The organism is Novipirellula caenicola (assembly GCF_039545035.1).
GTDB lineage: Bacteria > Planctomycetota > Planctomycetia > Pirellulales > Pirellulaceae > Novipirellula > Novipirellula caenicola.
Map to the genome: position 1 here is coordinate 1 of NZ_BAABRO010000028.1, position 17,740 is coordinate 17,740.

At 56.0% G+C, this 17,740-nt stretch carries 14 protein-coding genes; 7 read left to right on the forward strand and 7 right to left on the reverse strand.

Annotated elements, in window-relative coordinates; translation table 11 throughout:
* Positions 1-221: 221 nt before the first annotated feature.
* The gene (locus tag ABEA92_RS28970) at positions 222-863 is read right to left on the reverse strand and encodes a PDZ domain-containing protein (RefSeq protein ID WP_345688946.1); all 642 of its coding nucleotides are present in this window, start codon (positions 861-863) and stop codon (positions 222-224) included.
* A 57-nt stretch (positions 864-920) separates the two neighbouring features.
* Positions 921-1,151, reverse strand: a complete 231-nt coding sequence (locus ABEA92_RS28975) for an acetyltransferase (RefSeq protein WP_345688948.1) — start codon at positions 1,149-1,151, stop codon at positions 921-923.
* Positions 1,152-1,420: 269 nt separating this feature from the next.
* Here ABEA92_RS28975 and ABEA92_RS28980 point away from each other — a divergent pair, with 269 nt between their 5' ends.
* Together ABEA92_RS28980 and ABEA92_RS28985 are read left to right on the forward strand one after the other, a co-directional pair.
* Positions 1,421-3,322, forward strand: a complete 1,902-nt coding sequence (locus ABEA92_RS28980; protein ID WP_345688950.1) for a transketolase — start codon at positions 1,421-1,423, stop codon at positions 3,320-3,322.
* A 36-nt stretch (positions 3,323-3,358) separates the two neighbouring features.
* On the forward strand, positions 3,359-3,910 hold the full coding sequence (locus ABEA92_RS28985) for a DUF488 domain-containing protein (RefSeq protein ID WP_345688952.1): 552 nt from the start codon (positions 3,359-3,361) through the stop codon (positions 3,908-3,910).
* Positions 3,911-3,992: 82 nt separating this feature from the next.
* Here ABEA92_RS28985 and ABEA92_RS28990 read toward each other — a convergent pair whose 3' ends face one another.
* From ABEA92_RS28990 to ABEA92_RS29000, 3 genes are all read right to left on the reverse strand, one after another.
* Complete coding sequence (locus ABEA92_RS28990; RefSeq protein WP_345688954.1) at positions 3,993-5,525, reverse strand: sulfatase family protein; 1,533 nt, start codon at positions 5,523-5,525, stop codon at positions 3,993-3,995.
* Positions 5,526-6,110: 585 nt separating this feature from the next.
* Positions 6,111-7,544, reverse strand: coding sequence for a phytoene desaturase family protein (locus ABEA92_RS28995; RefSeq protein WP_345688956.1), 1,434 nt, complete (start codon positions 7,542-7,544; stop codon positions 6,111-6,113).
* Between the two features lie 76 nt (positions 7,545-7,620).
* Positions 7,621-8,328 carry a hypothetical protein gene (locus ABEA92_RS29000; protein WP_345688958.1) on the reverse strand — a complete coding sequence of 236 codons (708 nt, stop codon included), beginning with the start codon at positions 8,326-8,328 and terminating at the stop codon, positions 7,621-7,623.
* A 24-nt stretch (positions 8,329-8,352) separates the two neighbouring features.
* Here ABEA92_RS29000 and ABEA92_RS29005 point away from each other — a divergent pair, with 24 nt between their 5' ends.
* Entirely contained in the window at positions 8,353-8,682 is a 330-nt protein-coding gene (locus tag ABEA92_RS29005) for a nucleotide pyrophosphohydrolase (protein ID WP_345688960.1), read from the forward strand.
* Positions 8,683-9,605: 923 nt separating this feature from the next.
* Here the strand turns inward: ABEA92_RS29005 and ABEA92_RS29010 are convergent.
* Together ABEA92_RS29010 and ABEA92_RS29015 are read right to left on the reverse strand one after the other, a co-directional pair.
* Positions 9,606-10,388 (reverse strand): TatD family hydrolase, encoded by a 783-nt coding sequence (locus ABEA92_RS29010; RefSeq protein WP_345688962.1) that lies wholly within the window; start codon positions 10,386-10,388, stop codon positions 9,606-9,608.
* A complete protein-coding gene (locus tag ABEA92_RS29015; RefSeq protein WP_345688964.1) occupies positions 10,385-11,509 on the reverse strand; it encodes a phosphatidate cytidylyltransferase in 1,125 nt (374 codons plus the stop codon). The genes ABEA92_RS29010 and ABEA92_RS29015 overlap by 4 nt, the downstream gene beginning before the upstream one ends.
* Before the next feature lie 489 nt (positions 11,510-11,998).
* On the opposite strand from ABEA92_RS29015, the gene ABEA92_RS29020 reads away from it, so the two are divergent.
* The 4 genes from ABEA92_RS29020 to ABEA92_RS29035 all read left to right on the forward strand — a co-directional run bounded on the left by ABEA92_RS29020 (position 11,999) and on the right by ABEA92_RS29035 (position 17,737).
* Positions 11,999-12,667 (forward strand): zinc metallopeptidase, encoded by a 669-nt coding sequence (locus tag ABEA92_RS29020; RefSeq protein WP_345688966.1) that lies wholly within the window; start codon positions 11,999-12,001, stop codon positions 12,665-12,667.
* 139 nt (positions 12,668-12,806) lie between these two features.
* Positions 12,807-14,789: a YjhG/YagF family D-xylonate dehydratase gene (locus tag ABEA92_RS29025; RefSeq protein ID WP_345688968.1), complete on the forward strand. Its 1,983-nt coding sequence runs from the start codon at positions 12,807-12,809 to the stop codon at positions 14,787-14,789.
* Positions 14,790-14,959: 170 nt separating this feature from the next.
* Complete coding sequence (gene fba, locus ABEA92_RS29030) at positions 14,960-15,982, forward strand: class II fructose-bisphosphate aldolase (RefSeq protein WP_345688970.1); 1,023 nt, start codon at positions 14,960-14,962, stop codon at positions 15,980-15,982.
* A gap of 321 nt (positions 15,983-16,303) precedes the next feature.
* Positions 16,304-17,737, forward strand: a complete 1,434-nt coding sequence (locus ABEA92_RS29035; protein ID WP_345688972.1) for a class I adenylate-forming enzyme family protein — start codon at positions 16,304-16,306, stop codon at positions 17,735-17,737.
* Positions 17,738-17,740 lie beyond the last annotated feature (3 nt).

Sequence of the window (17,740 nt, forward strand, 5' to 3'; positions counted from 1 at the left end):
TCACGTCACCTAAACACAAATAATCCACAAGCCGATATTTAAGGCCTTGTCCATAAGAGCCATCGCTATCGGTCTGCCCGCACCCAGCAAATTACCGGATGCCGTTTTCGGAGCAGCGTAGCTACAGATTGCGACCATCCACGCTCTGGCGAGCGTCGCTACAAAGTGTGGGTGCCGTCATGCGCCGTTTTTAACAAGGGAATCACCGAGGACTTCGATCCTTATTCGGGTAAGGAGGGGCGGGGAAACGAAGGATCGCGAGACGATCGCTCCGATCGCTCTTGAATACGAAATCGCCCCTGGGCATCCAACTGGACCTCGAGATTGATCAATTGATCGTTTCGCACATTCTGCACCAACAACGTGACATCCCCTCGGCGACCGGCTTGACGATTCAGTTCCGCACCAAGGGGGTACAGACGATCTTGGATCCAGCCCACCTGGAAACCACTTACCGCCACGATCCGATCGCCATGCTCGAGCCCCACACGGTGCGCGGCGGTGTTGGGAATGGTTCGGGTGACGACGACACCGGTGTCGGTGTTGCGGGCATACACGCCTAGCTTCCAGTGATCCGATTGCGGTGGAACGACGTGGGGCTGAACCCTCGTGTTCGCACGCGATTGGTTCGTGTTCGCACGCGATAGGCTCGTTTGCGGCATTCCTTCTTCGGTGCCTTGTTGGGCGTTGTCGGCTTCGTTTGACACTTCCGACCGAGGAATGCCACCTTCACGCTGACCTGCAGCGTCACGACCACGTTCGCGATCCGGTGTGTCAAATTGTTGTGCGGATACCTGCGATCCTCCAAACGTCAACGCGAGACACGCCAGAAGTAGAAGCGAGCAGCAACGTACAAAACTCATGCTAGTACCTTTATCCATGCTAGGCCCTTTTGAATGTGAACATTGATGCAGTACAGATCAGGCATGCGATGAATGGGCAGCGGTGTGATGGACTTGATAATCCGCATCGACCCAGCACTTCGGTAACGATTCACCCGACGGGAAAACCAACTCGGTTTTGCGAAACATCTCTGCGTCTTGCTCTTCCTCTCCCGCTTGACGACATCCCTTGACACTTTCCTCCAATGGGCTGGCAAGCATTTGAAGATCGTCGATACGAACGAGGTCATCCGACCTTTTCACTTTCATAAACATTTCAGTAGCTCCCTAGGAATTTTCTGCTTTCCGGTGTCGTAGACGTCTGCGAGCGTTGCCGGTTGGTTGCCATCAATGCTGCAACTCGCATTCCTATCCACGGCGGTGATCCGAGATATCGACGGCGCGACAATTGCTCGAAATTCAACTGCCAAACAAACCCTCTTATCGCCGCACAATTCCGCCGCAGCGAGCCCCCGACACACACCGCCGGCTGATGGCAGGGCGACCACGTTGACGACAAACCAACCAGGAGCAATTCCATGGCTGTTTCCTCACAAACGGTTTCCTCACAACCCAGTTCGCACATCGAAACGAAGCAACTGCAACAACTGGCAACACAAATTCGCCGCTGGATCGTGCAATCCACTTCGGCAGCCGATTCAGGGCACCCGACTTCGTCGCTGTCCGCGGTGGAATTGATGACGGACCTCGTCTTTGCTGGCACCTTCCGCTACGACGTTGAACATCCAGAGCATCCCGCCAACGATCGGCTGATTTTCTCCAAAGGACACGCCTCTCCGCTGTTCTACGCACTCTGGGCGGCAGCGGGTCAGGTAAGCGAAGAAGAACTGATGAGTTACCGCACGTTTGGTAGCAAACTAGAAGGCCATCCGACGGCTCGTTTTCGATTTACCGAAGCCGCCACCGGTTCGCTCGGTCAAGGATTGTCGATCGGCTTGGGAATGACGCTTGCCGGTAAGTACTTGGACCATTTGCCCTACCGCACATTTGTATTGCTCGGCGATAGCGAAATGGCCGAAGGGTCCCAGTGGGAAGCGATCCAATTGGCGGCCCATTACAAACTAAACAACTTGATTAGCATTCTCGACGTCAATCGCCTCGGTCAACGCGGCGAAACGATGTACGGTTACGATTTAGAAGCCTACCAACAACGAATCGAAGCGTTTGGATGGAAATGCATCCTCGTTAGCGATGGCCATGATCATTCACAGGTTCGCAATGCCTATGCCGATGCGTGCCAATCGACCGACCAACCCGTGATGATCATTGCCCGAACCATCAAAGGCAAAGGCGTCTCGTTCCTCGAGAATCAAGATGGTTTTCACGGCAAGCCGGTCGACCAAGACCGCTTGGACGAAGCATTGTCCGACATTGGCGAACTTGACGAACCGGTGTTTGGAAAAATCGCCAAACCCGATGACGTGCAACTAAAGTCACTCGAGTCCGACGAAGCGGAGCCACCGGAATATAAAATCGGTGAGGAAGTGGCAACACGTGATGCCTATGGTAACGCGTTGTGTCGTTTGGCGATGAAGTACCCACACATGACCGCACTGGATGGCGAAGTCTGCAATTCGACGCGTTCGGAACAATTTCGTGACGACTACCCCGACCGTTTCTTTGAAATGTTCATTGCCGAACAGAACATGGTGGGAGCGGCAACCGGATTGGCACTGCGAGGCAAATTGCCGTTTGTTTCCAGTTTTGCCGCGTTCTTGACCCGAGCGTTTGATCAAATTCGCATGTTGCCTTACAGCCAAGCCAACGTCAAATTCGTGGGCTCGCACTGTGGCGTTTCGATTGGCCAAGACGGACCATCGCAAATGGGGCTGGAAGACATCGCGATGTTCCGCACAATTCGCGACGGGGTGGTGCTGTATCCAAGCGATGCGGTATCGACCGAAGCCTTGGTCGAAGCGATGGCCGAGCACCGAGGCATCGCCTATTTAAGAACGACGCGAGGTGACACACCGGTGATCTATGACATCGACGAGAAATTCCTGATCGGCGGCAGCAAAGTACTGCGTCAATCCGACGAGGATCAAGTAACGCTGATCGCCGCCGGCATCACACTACACGAGGCGCTGCGTGCGCACGAGCAACTGAAGGAACACGGGATTGTCACACGCGTGATCGATTTGTATTCGATCAAGCCGCTGGACCACGCCACGGTACGCCAAGCAGCAGACCAAACCAAAGTGATTTTTACGATCGAGGACCATGTGCCCGACGGAGGCATCGGCGAAGCGGTGCTGACGAGTCTGTCAGACCATGCGACCGCCGTGAATTGTCTGGCCGTCCGCAAGCAGCCGCTCAGCGGATCGCCCGACAAACAGCTCGAGCTGCAAGGCATCTCGGCCGATGCAATCGTCGACGCGGTGATGCGATTTGTCAAACAGGATAGCGGTGCCTCGGCCTAGCGGACACCGCTCTGCTCGACACGTGATGGGACCTAGATGGTGAAAGCCAACTCGATGGAAATATGGACGATTGGTCACTCCAACTTGCAGCTCGACGATTTTGTTGAACTGCTAAAGCAACACGATATCGAGATGGTGTGCGACATTCGTCGATTCCCTGGCTCTCGAAAATTCCCGCACTTTGGCCAGGATTCTCTTTCCGAATCGCTTCGGTCGCACGGAATCAACTATCGTTGGCTGGAAGGCCTCGGAGGTCGCCGCCCTCGGCAAGACGCGACATCGTCATCGCCCAACGACGGACTTCGAAACCAAAGTTTTCGAAATTACGCCGACTACATGATGACCGAGGCATTTCGACACGCCTTTACGGAGCTCAAGCAGATTGCTGCTGCCAAACGAACTGCGATCATGTGCTCGGAAAGCGTCTTTTGGAGGTGCCACCGCCGCCTCGTTAGCGACTACACGGTCGCATCAGGTGGAACGGTACACCACCTATTCCCCGACGGCAAAACCCGCCCGCATGCGATGACGACCGAAGCGGTGATCAAAAACTCAAGCGATCCCCCGCAAGTCATCTATCCCGCGTAAGAAAGGTGCCATGCACCTTCTTGGCCACACACCTTCGCGGCAAGACGGGCAACTTACTGTTTTTGGAAGGATGAACAAGAAATCAATTTCCGTGTTCGCTGGTACGAAAGAATTCGGCGGGGAACGGAGCTTGTTTTGACTTGTTGGGATTTCGCCACGGGAATCGGACTCCGCGATCTTCCAATAGCGGCATTTCGTCACCGCCGCTGGCGTGCAACAGGTCCCACAGTTGGGCGTTGAGCTGTTCGATTCGATCGGCGTGCTCAGGCGAATCAATCAGATTGTGCATCTCGGCGGGATCCGATTGCAAGTCGTACAGTTCATCGCGATCCCATAATCCGTGACAGCGAATGTATTTGTAACGCCCTCCGATGATCGCATGCAGCGTCGGTGTTTGGGGATAGTTGCGTTCCCAGTAATACTCGTACAGCAGCGTCTTGCGATCAAAACGGCTCGCATCGTTTTGCGTCAGCGCCGTCCAGAAACTTTTGCCGTCTTGTTTGGGCAGGGCGGGTGCGGAAGCGGCTTCCAATAGGGTCGGAGCGACGTCGATGTTTCCGACCAGCGCATCAAACGATTGCCCTGCGGGAATGCGTCCTGGTGCCATGATCAGCAGCGGAACGCGTGCACTGGCTTCGTATGCCGTTCGTTTGTCAATCAGCCCATGATCACCAAACTGGAACCCGTTATCGCCCATAAAGACGAACACGGTGTTGTCTCGCAAATCGTTCTGTTCCAGAAACCTTAGCAACCGACCGACGCTATCGTCGACCGCCAGGATCGATTCACAATACCGCCGATAATAAACCTCGGGCGAAAAATCGGCCAAGTTGTATCCGAACTCGGCTCCATGTCGGCTGTTTCGCTGATTGCGAACCCACATCGGCAACTTGCCCGCGTCCATTTGCTCAACGGTCGGTGTTTCAATCGGAAGCGGTTGATCGGCATAACGGCCTCGGTGTCGATCAGCGGGAACGAAATCCGAGTGCACCGCCTTGTGGCTGACGTACAAAAAGAACGGCTTCTCAGCGTCTCGCTTTTGCAACCAGTCGATTGCATAGTCCGTCAACTCGTCGGTGATGTAACCGTTTTGTGGCACCCGTTTCCCATTGACGTTTAGCCCATCGTAAGTCGTCTGGGGTACTTCGCGTGTGGTGCCGTGGCCATCGGGCCAATAGGTGCCTTGGCCTTTGAAGGCCACCCAGTGATCAAAACCACGCTGGGGATCATCGATTTCGCCCCCCATGTGCCACTTGCCAATGAACGCGGTTTGGAAACCGGCTTTTTGCAAGTGTTCAGGAAAAAACGTCAGCGTGGGGTCAACCGGATGGTAGTTGTCGACCACACGATGATTGTGAGCGTATTGGCCGGTCAGAATCGATGCACGGCTGGGGGAACAGAGCGATGTCGTCACGTAAGCCCGAGTCAGCATCGCTCCGTCGCGAGCGATCGAATCGATGTGCGGGGTTTCAATGAACGGATGTCCCGCCGCGCCGAGACAATCGAATCGATGATCATCACACAACACAAAGACGATGTTTGGAGGTGTCTCAGCCTTCAATTGCCCGGCCGCCAACAGGGTCAACGTAATGGCAAAACAAGCGGGTATTCTCATGGTGATCCATTCAAAAAAGGGGAACCCCAAAGATACCAGTAATGTCACCCCCACGCAGCATCGAGACGGCTTCGAGTCGCTACCTTCGATAAGCTGGTAGGCAGGAATCATCGGGTGAAATCCCATTCGCCGCGTCGGTCTACGCTGCGAAGCATTTTTCATAACCCGAATGCGTCAGCGAGGGAATCTCGAACCAGCACCGGTCCCTCGCTGACGCGGCGGGTTGGGATTTGCTGGGGGAAACGACAGTGGCGCAACATCAAGACTGACGCGTTCGGGTTGCAATGACCCGACGGAACACGACTCAGAAATTCTTCCTAGCGTTGGCCAAAACGGCGAATGCACCGCACGACACCTGCCTACCTGCTTCCCAGGTGACGACTTGCAACGCACGACAGGCCCCCACGCTCTGGCGAGCGTAGCCACGAAATGCGGAGGTGACGACTCGCAACGCACGACAACCATCCACGCTCTGGCGAGCATAGCTACGAAATGCGGAGGTGGTGAATCGCAGCGGACAGCAAGCCTCCACGCTCTGGCGAGCGTTGCTACCGAACGCCAACCCCGCAGACGGCTGACAAAAAATTAAGTTGCGTTGGCAGTGCTAACCAGCAACTGATCGACTTCGTTACTGACAATCACACCGTAGTTGATTGCGCCGAGCCAACCGCTCATGATGATCCCGACGCTGCCGGCGTGGAACATGCCGCCGACTTGCTGTGGTAGTTCGCGGCTGACGCCAAGCCCTTCGAACTTCGTTCCAAAGCTGGCCCCCAGCTCGTGTCGCGTGTAGTGATTGAATGTCCGCGGCGTGGCCGCTTCGGCGCGATCGATTTTGTTGCGGATCCCTGGGATGTATTTTTCCAAAGCATCGATCGTCGATTCGACGAGGTCTTGCTTGCTGGCCGCGTATTCTTCGTCACTCATGTTGGCCCAATCGGACCAATTGGCGTTGGTGCTGCTGACGATCGCGTAACGTTCTTTCTTTTTCTCGGGACGAGTGCGCGGGTAATAGAAGCTGAACGTGCGGCTGGTGATATCACGGCTTAGCAACAAGTCGGTACGGAACTCTTTTGCCGTACTGGTAAAGAACAAATCGCCGCCGGACTCATCAATTTCTTCACCTTCTTTCAGTGCCATATAGACTTGTGTGCTGCTGTTATTCAGCCGCACCTCTTCAGCTCGCTCGACATAGTCTTTATCCAGCACTTCGCTGCCGAGCATGTTCAGCACGGTCGTTTTAAGGTTTGCGTTGCTGACGACGGCGCGACAGCGAATCGTACGCCCGTTGACTTCGACGGAATTGACGCGTCCATCTTTGACATTGATTTTGTCGACACCACAGCGGATGCGAATGTCGACGTTGTTCGATTCGAGTTCTTTCTTCATCCGAGCGACAAGGTCTTCGGTGCCCCCTTCGTAGATGAACACGCCCTTGCTCATAAAATTGCTGAACACAATTCCATACGTGATCGCGGGGTCTTCGAGCGTGGATCCGTTGGCATACGTGATCGGCTCCATCAACAACCGCACCACGTCATCGCGACCGGGAAAGAAACGGTCAAACAATTGACGCGTGGTGAGTTCTTGGTCATCGTAAAAGTTCATGCTTCGCGCGGTATCAAAGAACTCGTTGACCGTGTCCGGGGCGATGCCGAAATCGGTGGTCAATAGCCGCGTAAAGTCTTCGCGATTGAACGTGGTCGTGAGCGAGAACTGAGGATTGTCAAAGCGAATGTTTTTCAATTGGACAATGCGATCGGCGATGTCTCGGTTCCAATAGCGACGACACGATTTGATCATCCCGTGAGGAAACCCGTGCAGCGACACGTCAAAGATATGGCCGCCGGGACGTAGGAACCATGTCGCGAGCCCACCAAGTTTGTAGTGTTGTTCCAACAACAGGACGCGATGGCCGGCACGGCCGAGGATATTGGCCGAGGTCATTCCGGCAAGCCCGCTGCCAATCACGACCACGTCATATTCGTCCGCGGCACCTTTTAGGAAATCTTTCGCCATCGATGGAACTACAAAAACAAAGAAGGGGGGTGATGTGAGAAACCAGCGTTAGAAGATACAGCAAAACGGGGATTCGTTAGAGAGGGCCTTGATCGGGCTGCAGCTCGGCAAACACCCCGATTTGGTTTTCCGCCGGCGGTTTATCACCGTAAAGCATCACGCCAGCGTTGCCGACGAGCCAGCGGTCGTCGATCAAGCGGATCGAACCGGTTTTCTCGGCTCGCACCGTCTGTTTACCGATTCCCGACCGCAACGCGTCATGCGTGCCACGAAAGATGGTCACATGCTCGGCTGGCAAAACGGTCGCCAAACGCTTGGTCCCACGGTCGCTTTGGACTGTCGCGGTGATCTTCCACTGCAAATCACGCGGGTCAGAGCCAATTTTCACTGTCACAACGGACTCACCCGGCGGTAAATCCACCGCCGCAAACCAATCAGGAGCCGACGAATCTTTGGGCCACAATGTGCTATAACACACGCGATAACGCGGCTGGTCGGGAACCCGCACGCGGGCTCGATAGGTCAGCGGTTGGTCCGACGGCGCACGTGAGGCAGCAATTTCGCTCTCGGTGGTGGGTTCCAAATAGCCATGCTCGCGGCGAAGTCGATCTAGTTCCATTTCGGCTCGTCGTAACCGCTGTAGCGTGACGACAAACGCGACCACCAACATCACGATCGTGACCAACCCCCAAAACTCGCGCAGACTCCATTGACGACGAGCATTCCCGCCAGAGCGTGGTGGCGTTTCGAGATCGGACAGCGGTGCGGTGGGGCGATCATCCATGGAATGAATTGTAGAGTGTGAACCATGAGCGATGAAACAACCACCGTCAACGAACTGCGAATCCTGGTCGAGAAATTTGTTGCCGAGCGAGATTGGCATCCATTCCACAATCCAAAAAACTTGTCGATGTCGCTGGCAATCGAAGCGGCCGAATTGATGGAGCATTTCCAGTGGCTGACGCTCGAAGAGGGAGCCAAGGTCAAGCTGGATGAAAAACGCAAACACGAGGCAGGCGAAGAACTCGCCGATTGCTTGGCTTACGTGATCGCGATCGCCAACGCGATGGAAATCGATTTGAGCGAGACGCTGCGAGCCAAAATGGTCCGCAACGCAGTGAAGTATCCGGCGCCGTAATGGTCCGTAGGTCGGAGCGAAGCTCCGGCTTCCCAGCCCCCCTGGGGAGTGCCAACTGGAGTGAGCTGGTTGCAATGAACTTGAACGTTGCAATCTCTAACACAACGTGGCCCCACCCAGAGCTTGCTTCGCTCGCTCTGACCTCCCCAAAACAAGTTTCGGGGAGGTGAAGCACGCCAACGGCTTGGAAAGCCGAGCGACTATCGGTTGCCGGATCGGCGGCGTTTGCAGCAACTTGATTCGACCTACGCAATGAACTCGTACGTTGCAATCTCTAACACAACGTGGCCCCACCCAGAGCTTGCTTCGCTCGCTCTGACCTCCCCAAAACAAGTTTCGGGGAGGTGAAGCACGCCAACGGCTTGGAAAGCCGAGCGACAATCGGATACCGGATCGAAGCTTGCAGCAACTTGATTCGACCTACGCAATGAACTTGAACGTTGCAATCTCTAACACAACGTAGCCCCACCCAGAGCTTGCTTCGCTCGCTCTGACCTCCCCAAAACAAGTTTCGGGGAGGTGAAGCGCGCCAACGGCTTGGAAAGCCGAGCGACTATCGGATGCCGGATCGGCGCTTGCAGCAACTTGATTCGACCTACGCAATGAACTTGAACGTTGCAATCTCTAACACAACGTGGCCCCACCCAGAGCTTGCTTCGCTCGCTCTGACCTCCCCAAAACAAGTTTTGGGGAGGTCAAGCACGCCAACGGCTTGGAAAGCCGAGCGACTATCGGATACCGGATCAGCGTTTGCAGCAACTTGATTCGACCTACGCAATGAACTTGAACGTTGCAATCTCTAACACAACGAGGCCCCACCCAGAGCTTGCTTCACTCGCTCTGACCTCCCCAAAACAAGTTTCGGGGAGGTGAAGCACGCCAACGGCTTGGAAAGCCGAGCGACTATCGGATACCGCTCCGGACTAAACCGGCAATCCAAACAAACGGCAGGCGTTTTCAGTGGTGATCGCCGCTAATCGCTCGGGCGATACGCCTCGGACATCGGCGAGACAGCGAAGCGTGTGAGCCACGCGCGCCGGTTCGTTGGGCCGTTTGCCTCGCAGTGGTTCGGGGCTGAGGTAGGGGGCGTCGGTTTCAACGAGCAATTTGTCGTCGGGAACGATTGCCGCAACGGCACGCAAATCATCACTCTTTTTGAACGTCACCATTCCGGCGAAACTGAGGTGCAGCCCCATCTCTAAACACTGTTTGCCCAGCGCGATATTGCCGGTGAACGAGTGCATGATGCCTGCGGGCACCGACGATTGCCGCTGCAATTGCTCGACAATCAAATCGCCACTTTCACGCATATGGATCACCATCGGCAATCCCGTGTCGCGACACAACTGCATGTGACGATCAAAGTAGTCGTGTTGCAACGGCAGTGGCGTGTCGTCCCAATAACAATCCAATCCCGTTTCGCCGATCGCTTTGACGCCAACTTGGGAAACCATCGCTTTGATCTGGGCAAAATCTTCTTCGCCCGCTTCGGCGGCCGAGTTCGGTTGGATCCCGATCGTGGCAAACAAGTAATCCGGATACGCTGCGGCAAGCTCGCACGCGCGGCGACTGGTTTTCACATCAATCCCAACCACGTTGATTCCGACCACCCCCGCATCCTTGGCACGTGTGATCACGTCGTCAACGATTCCGTCAAAGGCATCGGTATTGAGATGAGCGTGAGTATCAAAGAGCGTGAGCGTCATACCGACCAAAAGAAACGAGTGAGGTGATAGAAGACGGGGGCGGCGAAACAGATCGTGTCGATTTGATCCAGCAGTCCTGCGTGTCCTTGGACAAGCGTTCCCGTGTCGGTGACGCCTCGGTCGCGTTTGATTGCACTCATCGTCATCGTTCCGGCACATGCCATCACGGTCACGACGGCCCCCAGGATCCAAGCTTCCCACGGATGAAACGGAGTGGCCCAGGAAAGCGCCGCAGCGACCAGTCCCGTGGTCACCATCGAGCCCAAGAAACCTTCCCAGGTTCGCGATGCGTTGATTTTCTCGGCGATCACTTTGCGACCGGCAAGTTTCCCCCAGGCGCGTTCGAACACCGAGGCGAGCTGTGCGATCAAGACAAAGAAAACGAGCAGGCTGACGTTGCTGCCGTTCCAAGGAATTTTGCCGGTTTGCACCAAATCAAGGTCCAGTAGCGCCGGCGCGTAACTGAGCGAGTAGACGCAGATCAACAACCCCGATTGAATCTTGGCGCTGCGTTCGAGAAACCGTTTGTAATCGCCGGCGATCGCCGCCCGGGCCGGGATAAACAGACTCGCATAAACTGGAATCATGATGCTGTAGAAATCATAAAAATCACGGTTGGGGTCCGTCGTGATCCAGCTGGGCGGACTGCTGCCCAGTCCAATCAAGATGTACTGCAGCGGGGTGAAAATAAAGAACACCCAAAACAGCGTGCGGTGATCGCCTCGCCGCGTGGGCGTCATCGTGATGAATTCACGCAGCGCCCAAAAGGAAACGAAACCAAACAGCACGACGACCCCGACGCGGTGCAGCACAAAGCCGAACACAAAGATCGCCAGCATCATCCACCACACGCGGACTTTGTGCTTGAACCTCGCGATCAGCGCCGATTCAATCCCCATCGGTTCACGACGCGAGAGCACTTCGCCAACCACCGTGGCGATGCCAAGTGCCGTGATGATCACTGCCAGCAGAATATAGGTGCGATTGGAAAGCCACTGCGCGTTTGCTAGCACGCCATCGGCCGAGGCTAGCATCCCGCTTGGTCGAAAGCCACAAACGCTCGGGCGTAGCGACGACAGCAGGTCGGATGCGGCGGTGGAAATTTGACTTAAAACGTTCACGAAAACTTTCAATGCAGTGCAATCGACCAGCCACGAACCATTAAGACCGCAACCAGCGTAGATCAATTTCCCGGTTGACTAGTCGAGCTCATCATCAAACGGGCTTCGAATCAATGCGGGCCTCCAATCAAAACGGCTCCTCGATTAGGCGGGCCTTGACCATTGGCGGACATAAAACAAACAAGCTGGCCGTCGAACCAAGTGGCTGTCAACGCAGATTCCCAGCTAAATCGCAGTCCGAAATGCCGTCGCTCCCTTCCCCCCGGTGGCCATCGTGCCTGGGATTGTAATGGCTGGACCCACGTTCTGACGAGCACGCTCCGACCCGTTTTTTTGGACCCGAAAATGCCAGAATTCGCGGTTTGGTTACCAAGAATTTCTCTGGATGTTACGAATGGTCCACAAGTTGCGTATTGGACACGATATCGCTTTGCGCTGTCGTTTTGGCGTCAAGGTGTGTGTTTTCCCGAATGAGGTGATAGAAAGCCAATGATGCTTTACTTTTTGTTTGTGTTGCCCCCCTTCCTTTTGGGGCTGTATGCCCAGTGGAAGGTGAAATCGGCTTTTGCGCAAATGAGTAAGATTTCGACCCGAATGTCGGGGGCGCAAGCGGCTCGCCGCATGCTGGATAGTGCCGGACTTCATTCCGTGGGAATTGAACAAGTCAGCGGCATGTTGAGCGATCACTACGACCCTCGGGCAAAGGTGCTGCGATTGAGCAACGACGTGTACAACGGTCACAGCATGGCCGCCGTCGGTGTGGCATGTCACGAAGCGGGGCACGCGTTCCAAGACGCACAGAATTACGCGCCGCTGATGATCCGCAATACTGCCGTTCCGGCTGCGAATTTTGGCTCTGGCGCGGGGATTTGGATGCTGTTGGGAGGTATCTGGTTCGGGATCCCAGCGTTGGCTTGGATTGGCGTGATTTTGTTCGCCGCGGTCGTTTTTTTCCAAGTGGTGAACTTGCCTGTCGAATTCAACGCCAGCTCACGAGCTCGCGAACAACTGGTCGCGCAAGGGATCATCGCGGGCAACGAAGAACATTACGTTGCCAAAGTCCTTAACGCGGCAGCACTAACCTATGTCGCAGCAACGCTGCAATCGATCATGACGCTGGCCTATTACCTATTCATCCTGTTGAACGATCGCCGTTAACGGGTGGAATGGGCATCGAGCCGAGTGAATCGCATTCGCCTTGCGGCGTGCCATTCAGCTCGTCGATGGCGTCGCAGATCATTTCCAGCTACGGTAGGACGATCCCCATTCGTCCTACCGTTTTTTTTTGGTGTTCCCCATGAGCGAACCTGACTACTTTGGTGCTCTCGAAAATGTTGCTGCCGTCCAAACCAAGGCAGCGGGTCCGAGCGGAAAGCTGCCGCTCAGCGACGAGATCCTGCGGAATTGGAGCAGCGGCGATCTGTTCGGATTGACCCAAAGTGTTGGCATGGGTTTTGACCCGCGACGGGTATTGGGCGACCAGTACCTGATCCTCAGCACGCAAGGCGGGATGCGGAATCCTGATGGCACCCCGATTGCGCTCGGTTACCACACGGGGCACTGGGAAGTCGGGTTGTTGGTCCAAGCGGCGGCAGAACAGGTGTGCCAACATGACGGTGTTCCGTTTGCCGCGTTCGTCAGCGATCCGTGCGATGGTCGGACGCAGGGAACTCAGGGCATGTTTGACTCGCTGCCCTACCGCAATGACGCCGCGATGGTGATGCGGCGATTGATCCGATCGCTACCGCAGCGTAAAGGCGTGATCGGCATTGCAACCTGTGACAAGGGATTGCCTGCGATGATGATGGCGCTGGCCGGATCCAGCCAACTTGCCAACGTATTGGTGCCGGGCGGGGTGACGCTTCCGCCCACCGTGGGTGAGGACGCAGGCAAAGTGCAAACGATCGGCGCCCGCTATTCACGCGGTGAAATGTCGCTCGAAGAAGCATCGCTCGAAGGCTGCCGAGCGTGCGGAACCCCGGGGGGTGGTTGTCAATTCTTGGGAACGGCGGCGACTAGCCAAGTCGTGGCCGAAGCTCTTGGGATGACCGTGCCACACGCGGCGCTGGCACCGAGCGGGCAACCGATTTGGACCAAGCTGGCTCGCGATTCGGCCGACGCATCGCGACAAATGGTGCTGCGAGGCCAATCACTTCGCGACGTGTTGACCGACGATGCGATCTTCAATGCGATGCTGATCCACGCCGCGGTTGGTGGCAGCACAAATTTGTTACTGCACATCCCCGCGATCGCAGCGGCGGCGGGTCTTCAACGCCCCGATGCGGCGGCGTTTCGCAAGATCAACCAGATGGTGCCTCGCTTTGTCGACTGTCTGCCCAATGGTCCCGTTGGACATCCGACGGTGCGATTATTTTTAGCAGGCGGGGTCCCCGAGGTCGCATGGCACCTGCGAGAACAAGGACTGCTTCGCGCCGACGCAATCACGGTCACCGGCAAGACATGGAACGAACTGCTCGACGTGTGGCAGACCAGCGATCGACGGCAAGTTTGTCGTGAACGACTTGTCGAAGCAGACGGTGTCGATCCCGATGAAGTGATCATCCCGCCAACCGAAGCGACGCGACGCGGGATGACCAGCACCGTTTGCTTTCCCAGCGGCAATCTTTGTCCCGAAGGATCGGTGATCAAAGCCACGTCGATCGATCCAAGTGTGATTGACGAAGACAACGTCTATCGCAAACGAGGTCCGGCCCGAGTTTTCACCACCGAGCGGGCGGCGATCGCCGCAATCAAGGGACAAACCGAACCGGCGATCAAAGCGGGTGACGTGATCGTGTTGATCGGCCGCGGTCCGCTGGGATGCGGTATGGAAGAAACGTACCAAATCACCTCGGCACTAAAATACTTGTCGTTCGGCAAAGAGGTGGCCTTGATTACCGATGCCCGATTCTCGGGGGTCAGCACCGGGGCCTGCATTGGGCACATCGGTCCCGAAGCATTGGCGGGCGGCCCGATTGCCAAAGTCCGCGATGGCGACATCATCGAAATCGAAGTCGACCGGGTTTCGTTGACGGGCCGAGTCGATTTGGTGCTCGAACCGGGGGCGGCCGAAACGACGGTCGAGCAGCGGTTTGCCGCACGTGAACCGCACCCGGATTTATCGGTCGAAGCAGAAATGCCCGCCGATACAAGATTGTGGGCGGCGCTTCAGCAAGTCGGCGGGGGGACGTGGGGCGGCTGTGTGTACGATGTCGATGAGATCGTAGCGACGCTTCAAGCGGGACTAAAGGCAAGACAGGGGCAACGAGAAAGCCGTTGAGGAAAATCGGCTGTTTCGCACATCGAATCACCCAATCGGCTTGCTGCCGACCAACTTCCGCCGGCGCTGGAAACCGCGACATAAAGCCCTTGCGAGACCGCGTCACTCGGGGATAATTCGTACAATTCTTGAACTTACAAACTTTTCCTCAAGCACTCAGGTAGCTAGTCATGGCTTTGGTTCCACTTCGCGTTGTACTCGACCACGCAGCAGAAAATGATTACGGCGTTGCCGCGTTCAACGTCAACAACATGGAACAGATTCAAGCGATCATGGAGGCGGCCGAAGAAACCGATTCGCCCGTGATCATCCAAGCATCGCGTGGTGCGCGTGCTTATACGCAAGACAACTACCTGCGTCACTTGATGATCGCAGCGACCGAGTTGTACCCCCACATCCCGATCGTGATGCACCAAGATCACGGCAACAGCCCTGAAACCTGCTTGTCGGCCATCGAAAACGGTTTCACCAGCGTGATGATGGATGGTTCGCTCGAAGCCGACGGCAAAACCCCGGCCGATTACGACTACAACGTTCGCGTTACCGCCGAAGTTGTCAAAGCCGCTCACGCTCGCGGCGTCAGCGTCGAAGGCGAACTCGGTTGCCTCGGTTCGCTCGAATCGGGTGGCGGCGAGCAAGAAGACGGCCACGGTGCCGAAGGCGTTTTGACTCACGACCAATTGTTGACCGATCCGGATGAAGCAGCACGCTTCGTTGCCGAAACCGGCGTTGACGCATTGGCCGTTGCGATTGGCACCAGCCACGGTGCGTACAAGTTCACCAAGAAGCCCACCGGTGAAGTTTTGGCGATGAGCCGAATCGAAGAGATTCACGCGAAATGCCCTAACACTCACTTGGTCATGCACGGCAGCAGCTCGGTACCACAAGAGCTTCAAGACATCATCAACAAGTACGGTGGTGAAATGAAGCAAACCTACGGCGTGCCTGTCGAAGAAATCCAACGCGGCATCAAGAGCGGTGTTCGCAAGATCAACGTCGACACCGATTGCCGTATGGCGATCACCGGTGCGATCCGCAAAGTCTTCGCTGAAGACAAGTCTGCGTTTGACCCACGTGCTTACTTGAAGCCAGCTCGCACCGCGATGAAGGAAGTTTGTGTCGCACGTATGGTTTCGTTCGGCCAAGCCGGCAACGCCGAGAAGCTTCGCAAATCGATGGCCGCCACTGCCTAAGTCGTGGGATAGGCTTCCAGCCTGTCATTGCATCATCCAAAGACCTTCCCCAACCTCGATTGGGGAAGGTTTGGCATGAGTCGGTTTTGTGCGTAGCGAAACTCGCAGACGGCTTGTTGATTCAATGAAGTTTCCTTCGGCAAGGGGTGCATGATGGACTTTCTAGTCCGTCAATGGCGTATTCGACGGACTAGGAAGTCCATCGTACGACTAAATCAACAAGCCGCAGAGAGTATCGCCCACGAGGGATGGCGACCGAAAGTCTCTGCGACTTTCGCTACGGAAAGAAATTAATAAACGGGATTATATTTCCCACTTCTTATGCACACCAATCTGCTCGATGCGTTTGACGAACAGGTGCAATCGCGAGCCGATTCGGTTGCCTTGATTACCTGGGAAAACGATCAAGTTTGCTCACGATCTTGGCGGGAACTTGCGTCGCTGGTCCAAACGACGGCGGCCTATCTTGATGACCTCTTCGCGTCGTCGCCATCGCTGCCAAGACGCATCGGCTACCTCAGTGGCAATACGGTTGACGACGTGCTGTTAACGCTCGCCGCGGCCCGCATCGGCGCGATCCATGTTCCGATCAGCCGTCGGACAAACCCGGCTCATCACCAAGCATGTTGGGACCGCGTCGGCGGCCACTGGATTGACGAAGAAGCCTTTGTCGCCGTTCGCTATGTTAACGTTGCAGACAACGCTTTTTTCGCAGACCGAGAAGCAATAGATCCCAAATCAGCTGCGTTGATCCTTTGGACTAGCGGCACCAGCGGGACGGCGAAAGGCGTCACGCTCTCTCACGAAACGCTCGTCAAAAACGCCTACGCCAAACTCAAGGCGGTTCCGCAATCGCCTGCGGACGTGCGGCTCACCAGTCTGCCGCTGGCGCATGCCTACGCGCGGACGTGCGACTTCGGCACTTGGTTATTAAGTGGCTGTACCCTTGTGCTGACCTATGGCTATGCGGGTTGGAAACAGATGGCGACGCATGTCCAACCGACGCTCGCCAACGTCGTCCCGAGCTTGGCCAATCGGCTGCTTGATGAAGAGCCAAACTCATTTGGGTTGTCGGCTCTGAAGATTCTTGGTTGTGGCGGTGCGGGGCTAACACGCGAAACGTTTGATCGTTGGGCTGAGCGAGGCGTCACCGTGATCCAAGGTTACGGGTGCACCGAGACCGGTCCCGTGATTTGCAGCGCAACGCCTGCGGAACCCATTGCTGGATTGGTCGGTCGTCCGGTCGAAGGCTGGGAGATCGACATCCGCGACGGACGGTTGTTTGTCCGCGGCGATCACGTGATGCTGGGATATTGGAATGATCCCGAAGCGACCGCTCAGCGGATTGACCGGAATGGCTGGTTCGACACAGGCGATGTTGTCGAAGTCGATCCGCAGTCGCAGCAATTTCGAGTCTTAGGACGCAGCGATGACGTAATCGTGCTTCCCAACGGTCACAAGATTTTTCCGGCCTCGGTCGAGCAGCGTGTCAACCGTGTGGTGGGGGTCCGGCATTCGATGCTGGTTTACCGTGACCATTCGCTGCAGTTGTGGCTTGATCTTCACCAAGACGCGGACCGCTGCGAAATCGATGACAGTGTTCGCCAATTGCTGGCCGAGGAGGCTTCGTGGCAGGTCCCGGATCAACTGCTTTACTTTTCGCCGTCGCTGAGTGCGATCAGGGACGAGCTGACAGCAAAAGGGACAATTTGCCGCAGCCGCATTCTTGAAAACCGATTTTCCGCGATCGAGTAACGA

Coding starts and splice junctions, on each gene's coding strand:
- ABEA92_RS29025 (WP_345688968.1), top strand. CDS start 12,807: ATGAGCGAACCTGACTACTTTGGTGCTCTCGAAAATGTTGCTGCCGTC.
- ABEA92_RS28985 (WP_345688952.1), top strand. CDS start 3,359: ATGGTGAAAGCCAACTCGATGGAAATATGGACGATTGGTCACTCCAAC.
- ABEA92_RS29035 (WP_345688972.1), top strand. CDS start 16,304: ATGCACACCAATCTGCTCGATGCGTTTGACGAACAGGTGCAATCGCGA.
- ABEA92_RS28980 (WP_345688950.1), top strand. CDS start 1,421: ATGGCTGTTTCCTCACAAACGGTTTCCTCACAACCCAGTTCGCACATC.
- fba (WP_345688970.1), top strand. CDS start 14,960: ATGGCTTTGGTTCCACTTCGCGTTGTACTCGACCACGCAGCAGAAAAT.
- ABEA92_RS28970 (WP_345688946.1), bottom strand. CDS start 863: ATGAGTTTTGTACGTTGCTGCTCGCTTCTACTTCTGGCGTGTCTCGCG.
- ABEA92_RS28975 (WP_345688948.1), bottom strand. CDS start 1,151: ATGAAAGTGAAAAGGTCGGATGACCTCGTTCGTATCGACGATCTTCAA.
- ABEA92_RS29020 (WP_345688966.1), top strand. CDS start 11,999: ATGATGCTTTACTTTTTGTTTGTGTTGCCCCCCTTCCTTTTGGGGCTG.
- ABEA92_RS29005 (WP_345688960.1), top strand. CDS start 8,353: ATGAGCGATGAAACAACCACCGTCAACGAACTGCGAATCCTGGTCGAG.
- ABEA92_RS28995 (WP_345688956.1), bottom strand. CDS start 7,544: ATGGCGAAAGATTTCCTAAAAGGTGCCGCGGACGAATATGACGTGGTC.
- ABEA92_RS29010 (WP_345688962.1), bottom strand. CDS start 10,388: ATGACGCTCACGCTCTTTGATACTCACGCTCATCTCAATACCGATGCC.
- ABEA92_RS28990 (WP_345688954.1), bottom strand. CDS start 5,525: ATGAGAATACCCGCTTGTTTTGCCATTACGTTGACCCTGTTGGCGGCC.
- ABEA92_RS29000 (WP_345688958.1), bottom strand. CDS start 8,328: ATGGATGATCGCCCCACCGCACCGCTGTCCGATCTCGAAACGCCACCA.